Raw genomic sequence first — 14919 nt, 5'->3', positions numbered from 1 at the left:
AAGAGGGACGGGCTTGGATATTGTCAATACTCCATACTGGGTTTCTGAATACATGCAGGTGCTGTTCGGCTATTTCTTTCTCATGTTTCTGTGGCCGATGGTGGTGTTTGCCGGGCATTTGAGGGGAAAGTCAAAAATTTACCGGTTCAGCTTCTGCGCGGTGGCGCAGCCGGTGCTGGTGAACACGGTGGTTCTGGGCTTTGGGCTGATTCACATTTTGAACCGGTGGACGGTCTGCGCCTTTTTCTACGGCATTCTAGCGGCCGTGCTCTACCGGAGGAGCAAGCTCAGCGGACGCAAAGTGCTTTCCTTCCACGACTGGATGGTTGCCGGAGGCATAAGGCCCCTGGTTGTTCGGGTTGGCCGCTGGGCAAGGAATGGACTGAAGCGGCTGTGGACAGAGGCTCGCCCTCATCTTTTGGAGTATCTGGCTTTGGGGGCGCTGCTTCTGTATGCCATGCTCTATTTTTCCTGGGGAGCTTTTCACAGCCCCGGATATGGCACCAGTGATATGTACGTCCACCACTCATGGGTCAACGGGCTGATAGAGGGAAAGCCCTTTGTTGACGGCATATATCCAGAGGCCATGCATTGCTTTATCTATTGCCAGAATATGTTGTTTGGAACCCCCATCCACAGCATCATGCTGTTCTTTGGAAGCATCCATACAGGAGCGATTTTGCTGGCGGCCTATGCCCTGTTCCGGGAACTGTTCCGCTGGAAGTATTCGCCTATTTTTGCGCTTCTCCTCTTTCTTATTATAAAGACACCGGTAGGCGATGCAATGGCAGGGGTTTCCCGTCTGCAATGGACCTTGCCCCAAGAATTTGGGATGACAGGCCTGTTCCTATGCCCTCTCTTTGTAATGAAATACGTGAAATGTTCTTACGACCCAAGAGAAGAGGGGACGATTCCCCGGCGGTTTGTGAATCCAGAGCTTTTCCTTTTCATCATGGCTTTGGCCCAGACAATTACCGCCCACTTCTATGCTACTATTATGGCTTTCTATCTGTGCCTGGGCATTGGAATCTTCTATCTAAAAAAGATCTTTTCCAGAGAGAAATTTTTCCCGCTGGCCGGTGCGGTACTCTGTGGTCTATTTCTCGCTACGGCGCCCATGCTGGGGGCCTTGGCATCGGGAGTTCCTTTTCAAGGCTCTATTGGCTGGGCGCTGAATGTGATGAAAGGGGAAGAGGCCGAAACACCTCCCCAGGAAGGGGAAATCGAGGAGCAGCCGGGAATTCTGGAAACCGCAAAAGATGTTTTGCAGAAATGCTGGGCAAAAATGCAGAATGTCTATTTTAGATATACCGGACTATATGGAGCAAAAGTTGGAGAGGTGTTCTTCAAAACCTGTGCGGCGGTCTTGGCGTTCTGCCTGCTGACATGGCTGATTCTGCCCCGACTTCCGGCCTGGTGCAGAGGCCGGATTGAGGAAACAAGGATTGGAACTGTCTCTATTCAGGGCTACCTCCCTATGCTTTCCGCTGCAATGCTTTGCCTGCTGGCCCAGGCGGCAAAAAGCATTGGATTGATGGAACTGGTAGATTCTGTCAGGCTTTGTGTGACAGAAGAGATGCTTTCTGCCGCAGTCATTGTGATTCCCCTTGACATCATGCTAACCCTTGCCTCAACGTTTTGTGAGGATGAAATCCAGCAGGCAGTATCTTACCTATGTATGGGAGCCATTATGGCGATTGTGGTAGGAACCGGAAATTATCATTTCTTTCTCTACTATTTTCCCAGCAGATATCCTACCGAAGTGGAAACACTAACATCTATCATCAATCAGTATGAGCGAAAAGCTTACACAATAGTAGCGCCTACGGATGATATCTGGCAGGTGAGTGGATATGGGTGGCATGAGGAGTTGCAGAAATTTGTGGAGGGAGTAAGGGAAGAGCGGTACACGTTACCCTCAGAGCACATTTTCATTTTCGTGGAGAAGAAGCCGCTGCGGTATTCAAACTGGCATACATTTCAGGGACCGGCGTGGCTGGCTCAGGAAAGCGAAGGAGATGTTACCATATGGAAAGAGGGAGGATTGGCTGTGATTTCTCAGGAAGCAGCCCAAAAAGCGATTCCCAAAAGAGCCAACTTATTTAGCCTGTACAAAGACCTTGACACCCGCACTATCATCGAGTCCAAGGCTTACTACTGGTGCCAGCGGTTCTCGGAGCTCTACCCCAGCGAGATGAAAATATATTATGAGGACGAGGTTTTTGTCTGCTACTATTTCCAGCAGGAGCCCCATTCTCCCTACAATTTGGCGATTGACTATGAGTAGACGGTATAGAAGGCCTAGACGCGCCGGAACATATGCGATGTTGCTGGCTGGGTTAATGATATTTCTCTTTGCCTGTGGGGTGTGGATGGAATTGTCAAAAGTGAATATCACCACGGAAACCTTCCGGGAATCTGCAAGGCAGCTAAGCAATCCCAATCAGGGCTTTTATAAGATCTATGGCTTTACCATCAGCGATGGGGAAGAAGACTACTGGGCTCAGGTGGAGGGCCTGTATCAGAATGATCCGGACACCACGATTGCCCTTGTGGAAATCAATCTGCAGAATTACCGGGAGGGCGAGATTTCCCAGGCGGGGCTGAAGAATATCGAAGCGCTGTTTCGGGCCCTGAAAGGGGGAGAAAAGCGGCTGATTGTGCGCTTTCTCTACGACCTGGAGGGGAAGAGCCTGATTCATGAGCCCCGGAACCTGGAGATCATTCTGAAGCATATGGAGCAGCTGGAGGAAATCCTGCAGGGATATAAAGACTGTATCTTCACTATGCAGGGCCTTTTCGTGGGGAACTGGGGCGAAATGCACGGTACGAAGTATGATTCGGACGAGGACTTGCGGGCCCTGGCCCAGAAACTTGCCAGCATAACAGACGAGTCCACTTATCTTGCCGTGCGCACGCCAGCTCAGTGGCGGGTGGTGACCCTTCGAGGAGAGGACCAGGCTTTGGCGGCCAGGCTCGGCCTGTTTAACGACGGCATACTGGGCAGTGAGAACGACCTTGGTACCTATGACCTGGAAGAACAGGGCGAGGAGCGCCGCCGGCGGTCCCAGGAGCTGGCATTCCAGGAGGAAATCTGCGCCAGTGTTCCCAACGGGGGAGAAGTTGTGGTGGAGAACCCCTACAATGACTTTGAGAATGCCGTCAAGGATTTGGCAACCATGCATGTCAGCTATTTGAATCAGGATTATGACCAGGAAGTGCTGGATAAATGGGCCAGAGCAACAGTGGCGGAGAAAGGCTGTTTTCAGGGGATGGACGGGCTCAACTACATCCAGCGCCATTTGGGGTGCCGGCTGTTGATTCAGAACGTGAGTGCGGGAAAGAAAGCCTTTCAAAATTGGGTATCCCTATCGGTGAGCTTCCAGAATGTGGGGTTTGCCCCCATCTATGCAGAGCCTAGGGCCACCGTGACCTTTTGGGATGAAGCCGCCAGATATGGAAAGTCTTACCCGCTGGACTGCAATTTGCGGGCGCTGACAGGGGGCCATGCCGCCGGGAAATCCACGGCCCAGCTGGAGATTCCCCTAGAGGACCTGCCCAGAGGAAATTACACGATCTATCTGTCCCTCATGGATCCATCTTCAGAAACACCCATCCAGTTGGCAAATACCCAGGATCTGGGAAACTATGGCTACCGGTTGGGCAGCGTAGAGATAAAGTACGGACCGAAAGCCTATGAAGAGTAAGGGGGAAGGCTGGCGGAATGAAAAGCCAAAAGAACGGACAGGCTCCTCCGCAGCAAAAGACCAGAGCGGAATATTCAGCGATTAACGCCACGGTGGGCATGGTTGCCCAGGCTGTTTCCATTCTGATGGGCTATATTGGGCGGATGGTATTCACTCGTACCCTCAGCGAGAGCTATGTAGGGATCAACGGGCTGTTTGGGGATATTCTGGGCATTCTCTCCCTGTCTGAAATGGGAATCGGGATGATTATGAATTACGACATGTACCGCCCTGTGGCCCAGGGGGATATTTCCATGCAACAGGTGCTGCTGCGGGTGCGGAAACGGTTGTATCAGGGGATCGCTGCCTGCATTCTGGTCTTTGGGCTGGCGCTGCTGCCCTTTTTGCAGAACTTCACAGGGAATATCTCAGATGTGGAGCATCTCTATCTCATCTATCTTCTGTATCTCTGTAATTCAGCCAGCTCCTATCTGCTTACCTATAAACACAGTCTAATCGTGGCTCACCAGAAGGAATATATTCCCATCATCTACCGCACGGTGTTTCAGGTTGTAACCATCAGCCTTCAAATCGCGGTTCTCGTGACCACGGGAGATTTCATCGCGTATCTGACTTTGGGGATGGTGAGCAGCGTCTTGTGCAGTCTCTGTATTACCCGGCAGGCAGAGAGAATGTATCCCTATCTGCGGGAGAAATCCACAAAAAGGCTGCCTGAAGAGGAAAAGGCCAAAATTGTCCGGGATGTCAAGGCCATGGCTCTGCACAAGGTTGGGGAGGTCACCACAAAGAATACGGACAGCCTGCTGATCTCCTCCTTTGTAGGGATTTCCAGCGTGGGGGCATACTCCAACAACAACCTCATCATTGGCTCGGTGCGGCAGATAATTGCCAAAGCCTTTAACGGAATTACCGCCAGCGTAGGGAATCTGGCGGCCACGGAGGACTCCGAGGCGCTCTACGCGGTTTTCCGCACAGCCTTCTTTATCTCTCAATGGCTTTATGGCTTTTCGGCAATCTGCCTGTATGAGCTCCTGCCCACCTTTGTGGAGCTGAGCTTCGGCCCACAATATGTGCTGGACAGGCCGGTGCTTTTGGTTTTGTGCCTGAATTTCTTCCTTATCGGAATCCGGGGCCCGGGACTGACCGTCTGGAACTCCATGGGAATGTTCTGGATCGACCGGTATAAGGCCCTGGGAGAAGCCCTGGTGAACCTGATCGCGTCTCTGATTCTGGTGCAATACTGGGGGATGCTGGGCGTGTTTGCCGGTACACTGGTCAGTACTCTGCTGGTGCCCCTGTGGATAGAGCCTTGCCTGCTGTTCCGCCATTGCCTGAAAAGGCCGGTAGGCTCCTTTTTCCGAACATGCGCCGGGTATTTTGTGGTTTTGTCTGGCGTCTGGTGGATCATAGACATTCTTTGCGGACAGATAACCGGCGGGCTGATAGAAACGCTGGCGCTGCGGCTCCTGATCTGCGGAGGGGTAGGGAACGGATTGCTTTTGGCGGCCCATTTCTGGCGGGAGGAATTCAAAACCGCAAGATGGGTGTTGTCCCTGTTTATAAAAAGAGAGAAGAAACAGTAGAAAAGGAGTTTTCTAGAATGGAACCGGCACTCATTGTATTCCGGCAGACCCTGACCATGGCAATCTACATGTTTTTGGGATTTGCCCTGTTCAAGACGGGGAAAATTACGAAAGAGGGCAGCAAATCCTTGGCCAATGTGCTGGTCTGGCTGGTGATTCCCACTGTAATTGTGGACAGCTTCTGTGTGCCCTTCTCTATAGACAAGCTGTCCCAGCTGGGAATCAGCGCCCTCCTGGCCGCGGGGGCGCTGGCAGTCTCCATCCTGGTTTCCCGGCTGATCTATCCCAAAAGGCCCATTGACAATTTCGCCGCCTCCTTCTCCAACTGCGGCTTTATGGGGATCCCCCTGGTACGGGCGGGGTTCGGAGACGAGGCGGTATTCCTTCTGGTGGGTTTCGTGGTGCTGCTGAACCTGATGCAGTGGACCTATGGCGCAGGCCTGCTCCGGGGCGAGAAGGTGGGGATGAGCCCCAAGGCCCTGCTGCTCAATCCCATCGCCATCGGCACGGGGATCGGGCTGCTGCTGTTCCTAACCGGGCTGGGAAGCCGACTGCCCAGCTTTGCCCGGGGAGCTGTCAGCGGCGTAGCGGGTTTGAATTCTCCGGTAGCCATGATCGTTTTGGGCATCTACCTGGCCCAGACGGAGCTGCGGAGAACCTTCCTCTCCCCTAGGCTCTATGCCCTCAGCGGGGTGCGGCTGCTGTTAATTCCCGCCCTGACCCTGCTGCCCCTGATCTTTCTGCCCGTGGAGGCCACGGTAAAGTTTGTGATTCTGGTGGCGGCTGCGGCTCCTGTGGGGGCCAACGTGGCGGTCTATGCCCAGCTGTATAACCAGGACTACCCCTACGCCTGCCAGACCGTTGCTCTGAGCACGGTGCTCTCTATTCTGACCCTGCCTGTGGCGGTGGCCGTGGCCGGGCTGGTATTCTGATACAGTTTTGCACGGATAAAGGGGGATGCTCTCATAAAAACAGATGCGGAAAGAATGGGGAGAGTCCAAGTCCAGGAGGTTAAGAGAAAGAGTATCGCAAAGGAACTGAAAAAGTTTTGTCCACTTTTTCAAAAGTGGTGGGGGTGGAGGGGGCAAAGCCCCTCCCCGCCGGAGGGGGAAAGTCTCCGGTGGAGACTGTTCCGACCCGACCCGGTAGGCGAGACTCCAAAATATCGTCCTAAAAACATGGGCTTTGGACACTCCAAAATTAGGAAAAAGAATTGGAGGGAAAGAAATGAAAAAAGACTGTTAGCGGCTCTATTGGCTCTCTGCCTGCTGGTACTGGCCTTCCCCATGGGCGCGGCGGCGGGAAGCGGGGGGATTTCGTCATCGAGAACGGCGTGCTCACCGCCTCCAAGGGCACGGACAAGGATGTGGTCATCCCCGAGGGCGTGGAGACTATCTTTGAGGACGCTTTCCGGTGGTGCCGGAAGATCACCGGCGTTACCCGGCCGGAAAGCCTGACCGTCATAGGGGCCAGCGTGTTCGAGGGCTGCACGGGGCTTACCGAGGTGACCATACCGGTCGGGGTGAAATCCCTGGACTTCGCCCCCTTCGCGGCCTGCACCGACCTCAGGAGCATCCATGTGGACCCGGAGAACGGCAGCTATTGCGATATTGACGGGGTCCTGTGTACAAAGGACAAAAAGGCTCTTCTGGCCTATCCCTGCGGGAAGGGCAGCGAGTACGCGGTTCCGGAAGGGATCACAAGGGTTTCCCTCAGCGCTTTTGACCAGTGCGAGAAAATTGTGAAAGTCACTCTGCCCAAGAGCTATAGCATTGTGGAGACAAAATTCCCCTTCAACACCTGTGGAAACCGGGCTACGATCTCGATTGACCCCGAGAACAGCAAGTTTACGGACGTGGGCAATCTGGTCCTCACCAAGGACAAGAAGGAGCTGGTCTTTTCTCCCCTTGCCCAGACGGGAGATCTGGTGATTCCCTATGGCGTGACAAAAATATGGCACATGGCGGTGGACAAGCCGGAGAGATTTTCCAGCATCATCATCCCGGATACTGTGGCGCGCATGGAGGTTTCGGCCTTTAACGCAGGCCTTCCTCTGGAAAATGTGTACTACACAGGCTCAAAGGAGGACTGGGAGAAGATCAATTTCGTTTATGAGAGGGATGTCCTGAAGATGTCGAACATCCACTTCAACGCCACCATGCCCACGCCTACCCCCGGCCCCACGGCGACACCCTCGTCTATCCCGGCTCCCACGCCGGTGCCCACCGCCACGCCGGCTCCGGTGGGCGGCTTTATGGATGTGGTTTGCCGGGGAGGTACGGTATGCCGTGGAGAACGGTCTGATGGAGGGCGTGGGGGACCGCTTTCTGCCCAATAAGGCCACCACTCGGGCAGAGCTGGTGACGATCCTCCACCGCCTGGAGGGAAAGCCCGCGCCCCAGGAGAGCCCCTCCTTCACAGACGTGAAAGCCGGAAGCCGGTTCGCGTCCCAGGTACAGTGGGCGGCGGAAAATGGCATTGTCCGGGGCTACGCCGACGGTAGCTTCCAGCCCAACCGGGAGATCAGCCGGCAGGAATTCGCCGCGATCTTCTACCGCTACGCGGACTACAAGAATTATGACGTGGACCGGGGCCGGTCTCTGGACGAGTTCCCGGATAAGAGTCAGGTGGACGCCTATGCCCAAGTGCCCTTGCAGTGGGCGACGGATGTCGGGCTGATCACGGGCTCCAGTGGCAGGCTAAATGGCCATACGGGCCCAGACGGCCACCATTCTCCACCGGTTACAGACGGGAGATGCTAGCCGTCCGGCCCTGCCTCCGCCCACAGAATAAAAATCAGGCCCGCCCCGGAGATTCCGGCGGCGGGCACTGCTTCATTTTAGGGATTCATACTTCTTTTTGGTTGCCATACCCCCGCGGATGTGCCGCTGGGCCTTGTTTACGGCCAGGACATTCTTTACGTCGCGGTATAGACCCCGGTCGATATACTTCAAACGCTGCGACACATCCTTATGTACCGTACTCTTGCTTACCCCAAACTGTTTGGCGGCGCAGCGGACGGTGGCCTTGTTTTCCACAATATATTCCCCTAACTTGGTTGCGCGGTCGTCGATCACATTGTTTGACATATAGGGCACCTTCTTTCGGTGTTCTATATGTATGCGGCGCAGTGGGGGAGTATGCGGCAGGTTTGGAGAGGCCAGAACATAACCAGTACCTCCAGCGGGTTTTCTGTCGCGTTGTGCGGAGAGCCCTTGGCAGCGGTTCGGTTCCTCACCGGCGTCGGGGAGAGTAGAGACGGCTCTTCTTTAGTGGGAATGGGAAAACTTCTTAAATCCCCCAAAGCAACAAATCGCTGTGTACCAGATGGCATCAGTCTGGCAGAAGATTTCTCCAAACCCAATTTAGTTATATTCTTGGCACCATATGAGATGAAAAATCATTATAACCTGATCAGCCAGCAGGGCTAATCCATGGAATGCTACCATGACGATTATCAACTTGCGCGACTTTTACTCCTGGGACCCCCAGGACGAGGTTCTGCCGTCTGTGGAACGCGCTGAACAGCCTGCCGGAAAGCCAGGGCCGGAGGAGAGGGGCTTATGTCTCTGGGATAGGGGGAGTGAGAAAGCACCTTCGGAAGTGCTCCTACAATTGGGATTTTATCTTGAATTGCTATATTTTGATCTCAAAAGGCATACTCTCTGCGGCATATGTGTTTGGATCCAATGTTCACAGTGAACGAGGCGCTGCCCCACAAAACTGCTTAGTTATGTATTGGAGTATAGAATTACCCCTTAAATGGGAGAGAAGGCCAATACAGTGTGTACCGGCCTTCCTATCTTAACCATTGCTTCAAACACCTTGACAACCAGGTTCAAAAAGGGTAAATTAAATCTGGGTGGCAGCGGCTAACCGTTCAATAGGCAAGCCTGCCTTGTATCGTGCCAGAAATTGCTGGAACCCGGCGGAATCTTCAGGAAGCGGCTGGACGCAGGAGCCCTTTGCCTGGGCGAAAACTTCCCGCGCAAGGTAGTCCTCCAGAGTGCTGCCCTGCCCCCGGACGCTGTACAAGGCCAGGATTGCCATACCCCAGGGCCCGCCCTCTCCGGCAGTTTCCATCACGGAAACGGGCACGTTCAGGGCCCCAGCCATGAGCCGCTGGCCCACGTTTGGGGTTTTGAACAGTCCGCCGTGGCCATACAGGCGATCCAGCGCCGCCTTTTCCTGGTCCAGAAGAAGGTCCATGCCCATTTTCAGCGGAGCCATGGCCGCATAGAGCTGGGCGCGCATGAAATTTCCCAGGGACATAGGTGCCTCCGGCTGGCGGGTGAGCAGAGGCCGGCCTTCTGAGAGGCCGATGACCGGTTCGCCGGAATAACAGTTATAGCTGACTACGCCCCCGCAATCTGCCGCGCCAGAAAGGGCCTGATGATAGAGCATGTCGTAGAGCCGGGATTTGGGCAGGACGTGTCCCGCCTGCTCCAACACCTGGGCAAAGAGCTGAACCCAGGCGTCCAGGTCCGAGGTGCAGGTGTTGCAATGGACCATGGCTACGGGACGGCCGGTGGGGGTAGCTACCATGTCCAGCTCTGGATAGACCCGGGAAAGAGGCCGTTCCAGCACCACCATGGCAAAAATCGAAGTGCCGGCAGACACGTTTCCGGTGCGGGGAGCCACACTATTGGTGGCGGTCATACCGGTTCCGGCGTCTCCCTCAGGAGGGCAGAGGGGCACACCGGGCTTCAGTGTTCCTGTGGGATCCAATAGCCTTGCCCCCTCAGAGGTGAGGGTTCCGGCTTGGGCCCCGGCGGGGAGTACCTGGGGCAGCACGTCCTCCAGACGCCAGGGGAGGCTCTCCGAGGCCAGGATTTCATCGAATTGCCGGATCATGCCCTCATGGAAGGTCCCGCTGGCGCTGTCCACCGGGAACATGCCCGCAGCTTCGCCCACGCCCACTACCTTGCGGCCGGTAAGCATCCAGTGGACATATCCGGCCAGGGTGGTCAAGAAAGCCAGACGGGGCACATGAGCCTCCTTTTTCCGGATGGCCCGGTAAAGATGGGCAATGCTCCACCGCTGGGGGATATTAAACTGGAACTGTTCGGTAAGCAGGGCAGACTCCTCTTCGGTAACGGTATTGCGCCAGGTACGGAATTCGCACAGCTGTCGGCCTTCCGCGTCAAAAGGAAGATAGCCGTGCATCATGGCGGATACGCCCAAGGCTCCCAGCCGTTCGAGAGAGGCGCCATAGCTGTCGGCCAGGGTTTCAGCGAGCTGCCGGTAGGCGTGCTGAATTCCCTTCCAGACGTCCTCCAGGCGATAGGTCCATAGACCGTTTTCCAGGCGGTTTTCCCAGTCATGGGCTCCCGTGGCAATGGGCTGGTGGTTGGGACCGATGAGCACGGCCTTGATACGGGTGGAACCCAGTTCTATGCCTAAAGCGGTTTCGCCGGATTGGACCGCTGAAATGACTTGCTGTTTCTCCATAAGATGATACCTCTTTTCAAAGATTCTATACTTTCTGAGAGACAAGCGGCTACGCACGCGATCTCTCAATAAAGTATTCTTTTGGGGAGTATGTTTTGGCCTCCGGCGACTCAGGGGCGTTGAATCCCGGCTGCTGCCTCGGTCGGCGACAATCGCCAGTGGCGATTGTCGCCCCCTGAGAACCCTACCACCTTTGAAAAGGTGGATGAAACTTTTTCCCTGGACAATTCTGACCGGCCCAGCAGGTCTTAAGCTGACCAGGGGTCTGGGGTTTCACCCTGGAGTGGAGCAAACTTTTTGAAAAGAAGTTTAAGACATTACCTTCGGTAAGTCTCAAAAACTTTTAACCTGACTGGTTGAGTGCGCAAAAGTTGACCAAGGGAAAAGTTTTGCTCGGGCTTTTTTCTAACCGGCATAAATCCTATCATACCGTTACGATGTCTTTGGCCTGTGCGGCAAATTCTTCCGACACTGCCAGCATGGTTTTTGCCATTTCTTCTTCCAGAGCTTTTCTCTCTTCCTCTGTGATTGGTTGGCAGGGGACGTCCCAATCCTCTAGGAAAAGCTCTGAGAAAGAGGGCACAAACCCAAACTCCTGCTCTTCCGGGTCCAGAACATAGCTGGAGACCTCGTCGATTGACCAGCTATAGCTATAGGTGATCTCATTGCGGGCGGCCAGAATGGCCGCCCTTTTCCCCTCGGTGGCTGCCGCCTCCAAGTCCCGATTGGCGAGCTCCCAGGTTTCCGGGTCGATTTCCTCCGCCTGGGCCTCTGCCTGGAGCTCGTTGGTGATGTCCGTCCACCCGGCCTTCAGGTAGTCCTGACGCATCTCCTCCTGCCCTTCCTTTGCTTCCGCGATTGCCTCCGCGTTCTCGGTAGTCGCCGCCGAAGCGGACAGCGCGAGAAGGGACACCAGCAGAATAGCCGCCAGAACCGTCAAAACTTTTTCCCAAGCGAGCTCCTTCCTTTTGAAATAGTGGCGCCGGGCTGCAAACTCTGGGACTGCCCAGAGCCAAGCGTTAATGGAAAACTTCCAATAGGCGAACAGTAAAAGTCTCGTCGACCCTTTCAAAGGTTACGGGTTTTTTAGGGGCAGAGTTCGTAAGATGAAGTCTAACGAACTCTTGAGCCCAAGAGTTGACCAAATCTTTGATTTGGAGCAACTCTAAACCGCCGGAGAGGGAAAGTCTCCGGTGGAGACTGTTCTGAGCCGACCGAGCCGGCAGGCGAGACTCCAAAATATCGTCCTAAAACGCACGGTTTGGACACTCCTCAACCTCTGAACCGTCTCCCTTCCGCCGGAAGTCTCCACCGCAATTCCCGTATAGAACAAAAGATGAGCAGAATAATGTTTATACAGAAAATCTGGCATATTATACTCCTTGTGCAAATTAAACTTCGGCGGATGTCACCAGCTTAGAGTTTCCGGTAGATCACCTGCCACATGGTGAGGAAGCAGGCCAGCCCACCGATGGCGTTGGAGATGGGCTCCGCCAGGAACACCCCCCGCACGCCGAAGCCCAGGCCGGGCAGCAGAAGGGTGAGGGGCACCACGATGACGGCCTTGCGGAACAGGGAGAAGAAGATTGCCTGCTTCGCCTTGCCCAGCCCCTGAAAAGCGGTCTGGCCCACAAACTGGAAGGCCATGAACACAAAGCCGAAGAAGTAGATGTTCAGCATCTCAGCGCCCTTTTCCACTACGGCCGGGTCGCTGGAGAAAATCCCCATCATCTGCCGGGGGACCAGCATCACCACAATCCAGGCGCAGAGGGTGTAGAGCACCCCCAGCACCGAGGTGAACCGGATTCCCTCCTTGACCCGCTGGTTCTCCCGGGCCCCATAGTTGAAGCCCAGCACCGGCTGGGACCCGTTGCTCACGCCCATCACCGGCAGGGAGAGGATCTCCCGCACCGAGCCCAGCACCGTCATGATCCCCACGTACAGGTCGCCCCCAAAGGCCTGGAGCTGGTTGTTGCACACGATTTGAACCAGACTGTTGGTGCCCTGCATCACAAAGCCGGGCAGGCCGATGGCCGCGATGGCCCTGGTCCGTCTGAGGCTGATGCGTACCTTCCCCGGCCGGATCCGCAGGATGGCCTTTTTCCCCGTGAGGAACCGCAGCACCCAGACGGCGGAGATGCCCTGGCTGAGCACCGTGGCCAGGGCCGCGCCCCGCACTCCCATCCCGAAGGCGAAGATGAACACCGGGTCCAGCACGATGTTCACCGCCGCGCCCAGGATGGTGGTGAGCATCCCGGTTTTCGGGAAGCCCTGGGCGTTGATGTAGCCGTTCAGGCCTGTAGCCAGCATGGAGAAGGCCGTGCCGAACAGGTAAATCCGCAGGTACTGGTCCGCGTACTCCACCGAGACCGGACTGGCCCCGAAGAGGAGCAGAACCGGCCGCCGGAACAGGTAGCACAGGACAAAGAGAATCCCGGAGGAGAGGAGCAGCAGGGCGAACACGTTCCCGAGAATCCTTTCGGCCTCCTCCTCGTCCCGCCGTCCCCTGGCGATGGAGAACAGCGCCGTGCCCCCGCTGCCGAACAGGCTGGTGAACGCGGCGATGAGCACGATCACCGGGAAGGTGACCCCCAGGCCCGTCAGCGCCACGTCCCCGATCCCCTCCAGGTGGCCGATGTAGATCCGGTCCACCACATTATAGAGCAGCTGGACCACTTGGGCCACGGTCAGGGGCACCGCCTGGGCGATGATCTGCCTCTTGACGGAGCCCTTGGAAAAGTCTCTTTCTCCTCCGCTCATCTCTCTTCAGCATCCTCCTTCTTCGACCGCCGCCTTGCCTTGGGCGACACGTTCTCATAGCTCAGATCCAGCAGGGGGAAGATCTCCCCGTCCTCCAGGGTGCCGTCCAGCAGGACGGAGACCCAGTTCCCCTTGCTCATGTGGTAGGCGGGCAGAAATCCCTTCTGCTCCAGCAGGGACCCGGCCAGAAGGGGGCCGCATTTCACGTTCAGGATCTCCACGGACCCAGGGCCCTCCAGGCCCAGCCGCTCCCGGGAGACGTTCATGACGATGCTGTACCATTTTTTGCTGGCCGGGTGCCGGAACACCCCGGAGGGGTCGTTCTCCCACAGATACTCCGGCTCTGTGCCGTAGACCTCCAGGGCGTAGTCCGCCACCCGCTCCCGCTGGGATTTCCCCGGTGCGCCCACGCCTTACTTCCCCTGGAAATCCAGCCAGCGGTACTGGTTGCCGGACTGGATAAAGGTTACCGGAACCTCGGTCCCGATCACATCCGGCAGCCACCCGGCCATGTACTCCATGCCGGGCTCCTCCCAGTTGAAGTGGCCGGGGACCAGCAGGGCGCGCTTCTTCCCCAGGGCGATGGCGTCCTGGACGTACTCCACGATGGTCCAGTCCACCGTCTCGCCGGGGATGATCACCTGCATGTCGTTTTTCTCGATGAAATCCAGGGAGGCCTTGTCCATGTCGCCGCCCAGGAAGTGGAAGGTGAACCCGGCCCGTGAGATTTTCATGTCCGGGTCGCCCACGATGCGCATTCCGTCGATGTGCATCACCTGGGCCAGATGCCGGGCGACAGCCCCCACGGTGGTCTCGGGCAGCTGGAAGCAGGCTCCCGGCATGTAGCCCGGGGCCATGGCGTATTCCTCCCAGCCCAGTAGCCGGGTGAGGCCGGTGAAGATGCCGTCCGGGGTGTCGCCGTGGAGGTGGTCGTGGTTGCGGTAGATGACCATGCCCGTGCGGTCCAGCAGCTCCTTTTTGGCCAGATAGACCTGGTTCTCCTGAAGCCAGTCGGTCTCGTCCCAGCCGCCAAAGAAGGTGGGCTCGTGGCAGATGATGAAGTTGCAGCCCTGGTCCGCCGCCTTCTGGATCACCGCTGCGGTGGGGCAGCAGGTGAGGGCCACGCCGGTGCAGGCCTTGTCCGGGTCGCCGGTGATGATGCCGTCGCAGGTGCGCCGCCCGGCCTCCAGCGGGGCGTGATGGGCCTCCATTTTTTCCACGATTTCTCTGATTGTCATTTTTTCTGCTCCTTTCGTATAATAAGTTCTTGGGGCGTATGTGATGGCCTCCGGCGGGGAGGGGCTTTGCCCCCTCCACCCCCACCACCTTTGAAAAGGTGGACGAAACTTTTACCCTAGTCGGTTTTGTCGCGCTCAGCTGGCCAACGTGAAAGTTTTGCACGAGCTTTTTCAAAAGCT

General features: G+C 56.2%; 13 protein-coding genes. 7 read left to right on the top strand and 6 right to left on the bottom strand.

What is annotated here, in order from left to right:
• The first annotated feature begins 13 nt into the window (after window positions 1-13).
• The 6 genes from D7X94_RS02960 to D7X94_RS02935 all read left to right on the top strand — a co-directional run bounded on the left by D7X94_RS02960 (window position 14) and on the right by D7X94_RS02935 (window position 8052).
• Window positions 14-2287 (top strand): hypothetical protein, encoded by a 2274-nt coding sequence (locus D7X94_RS02960; protein ID WP_120426207.1) that lies wholly within the window; start codon window positions 14-16, stop codon window positions 2285-2287.
• Between the two features lie 100 nt (window positions 2288-2387).
• Window positions 2388-3707: a DUF4832 domain-containing protein gene (locus D7X94_RS02955; protein ID WP_158590870.1), complete on the top strand. Its 1320-nt coding sequence runs from the start codon at window positions 2388-2390 to the stop codon at window positions 3705-3707.
• Window positions 3708-3724: 17 nt separating this feature from the next.
• Window positions 3725-5290: a lipopolysaccharide biosynthesis protein gene (locus tag D7X94_RS02950; protein ID WP_120426205.1), complete on the top strand. Its 1566-nt coding sequence runs from the start codon at window positions 3725-3727 to the stop codon at window positions 5288-5290.
• A gap of 17 nt (window positions 5291-5307) precedes the next feature.
• Entirely contained in the window at window positions 5308-6222 is a 915-nt protein-coding gene (locus tag D7X94_RS02945; RefSeq protein WP_158590869.1) for an AEC family transporter, read from the top strand.
• A 401-nt stretch (window positions 6223-6623) separates the two neighbouring features.
• The gene (locus D7X94_RS02940; protein WP_120426203.1) at window positions 6624-7628 is read left to right on the top strand and encodes a leucine-rich repeat domain-containing protein; all 1005 of its coding nucleotides are present in this window, start codon (window positions 6624-6626) and stop codon (window positions 7626-7628) included.
• Window positions 7579-8052 carry an S-layer homology domain-containing protein gene (locus D7X94_RS02935; RefSeq protein WP_158590868.1) on the top strand — a complete coding sequence of 158 codons (474 nt, stop codon included), beginning with the start codon at window positions 7579-7581 and terminating at the stop codon, window positions 8050-8052. The genes D7X94_RS02940 and D7X94_RS02935 overlap by 50 nt, the downstream gene beginning before the upstream one ends.
• Before the next feature lie 72 nt (window positions 8053-8124).
• Here the strand turns inward: D7X94_RS02935 and D7X94_RS02930 are convergent, their stop codons facing one another.
• Window positions 8125-8379: a sporulation transcriptional regulator SpoIIID gene (locus D7X94_RS02930; protein WP_120426201.1), complete on the bottom strand. Its 255-nt coding sequence runs from the start codon at window positions 8377-8379 to the stop codon at window positions 8125-8127.
• Window positions 8380-8505: 126 nt separating this feature from the next.
• Between D7X94_RS02930 and D7X94_RS18845 the strand changes: the two genes are divergently transcribed.
• Window positions 8506-8721 carry a hypothetical protein gene (locus tag D7X94_RS18845; RefSeq protein WP_207667175.1) on the top strand — a complete coding sequence of 72 codons (216 nt, stop codon included), beginning with the start codon at window positions 8506-8508 and terminating at the stop codon, window positions 8719-8721.
• Window positions 8722-9142: 421 nt separating this feature from the next.
• Here the strand turns inward: D7X94_RS18845 and D7X94_RS02920 are convergent, their stop codons facing one another.
• From D7X94_RS02920 to D7X94_RS02900, 5 genes are all read right to left on the bottom strand, one after another.
• On the bottom strand, window positions 9143-10741 hold the full coding sequence (locus D7X94_RS02920; protein WP_120426200.1) for a xylulokinase: 1599 nt from the start codon (window positions 10739-10741) through the stop codon (window positions 9143-9145).
• Window positions 10742-11165: 424 nt separating this feature from the next.
• Window positions 11166-11681, bottom strand: coding sequence for a hypothetical protein (locus D7X94_RS02915; RefSeq protein WP_120426199.1), 516 nt, complete (start codon window positions 11679-11681; stop codon window positions 11166-11168).
• 476 nt (window positions 11682-12157) lie between these two features.
• Complete coding sequence (locus D7X94_RS02910) at window positions 12158-13501, bottom strand: MATE family efflux transporter (RefSeq protein WP_120426198.1); 1344 nt, start codon at window positions 13499-13501, stop codon at window positions 12158-12160.
• On the bottom strand, window positions 13498-13911 hold the full coding sequence (locus tag D7X94_RS02905) for an MmcQ/YjbR family DNA-binding protein (RefSeq protein WP_120426197.1): 414 nt from the start codon (window positions 13909-13911) through the stop codon (window positions 13498-13500). The genes D7X94_RS02910 and D7X94_RS02905 overlap by 4 nt, the downstream gene beginning before the upstream one ends.
• 3 nt (window positions 13912-13914) lie before the next feature.
• Entirely contained in the window at window positions 13915-14739 is an 825-nt protein-coding gene (locus D7X94_RS02900; protein WP_120426196.1) for a Nif3-like dinuclear metal center hexameric protein, read from the bottom strand.
• Window positions 14740-14919: the final 180 nt, after the last annotated feature.

Source organism: Acutalibacter sp. 1XD8-33, assembly GCF_003612555.1.
Lineage (GTDB): Bacteria > Bacillota > Clostridia > Oscillospirales > Acutalibacteraceae > Acutalibacter.
The sequence above is the reverse complement of the archived record's forward strand: the minus strand, read 5'-3'. Positions and strand labels throughout refer to the sequence as shown.

Bases quoted from the DNA above. Each gene is read 5' to 3' on its own strand.
- D7X94_RS02950 (WP_120426205.1), top strand. From the start codon at position 3,725: ATGAAAAGCCAAAAGAACGGACAGGCTCCTCCGCAGCAAAAGACCAGA.
- D7X94_RS02945 (WP_158590869.1), top strand. From the start codon at position 5,308: ATGGAACCGGCACTCATTGTATTCCGGCAGACCCTGACCATGGCAATC.
- D7X94_RS02920 (WP_120426200.1), bottom strand. From the start codon at position 10,741: ATGGAGAAACAGCAAGTCATTTCAGCGGTCCAATCCGGCGAAACCGCT.
- D7X94_RS02910 (WP_120426198.1), bottom strand. From the start codon at position 13,501: ATGAGCGGAGGAGAAAGAGACTTTTCCAAGGGCTCCGTCAAGAGGCAG.
- D7X94_RS02900 (WP_120426196.1), bottom strand. From the start codon at position 14,739: ATGACAATCAGAGAAATCGTGGAAAAAATGGAGGCCCATCACGCCCCG.
- D7X94_RS02930 (WP_120426201.1), bottom strand. From the start codon at position 8,379: ATGTCAAACAATGTGATCGACGACCGCGCAACCAAGTTAGGGGAATAT.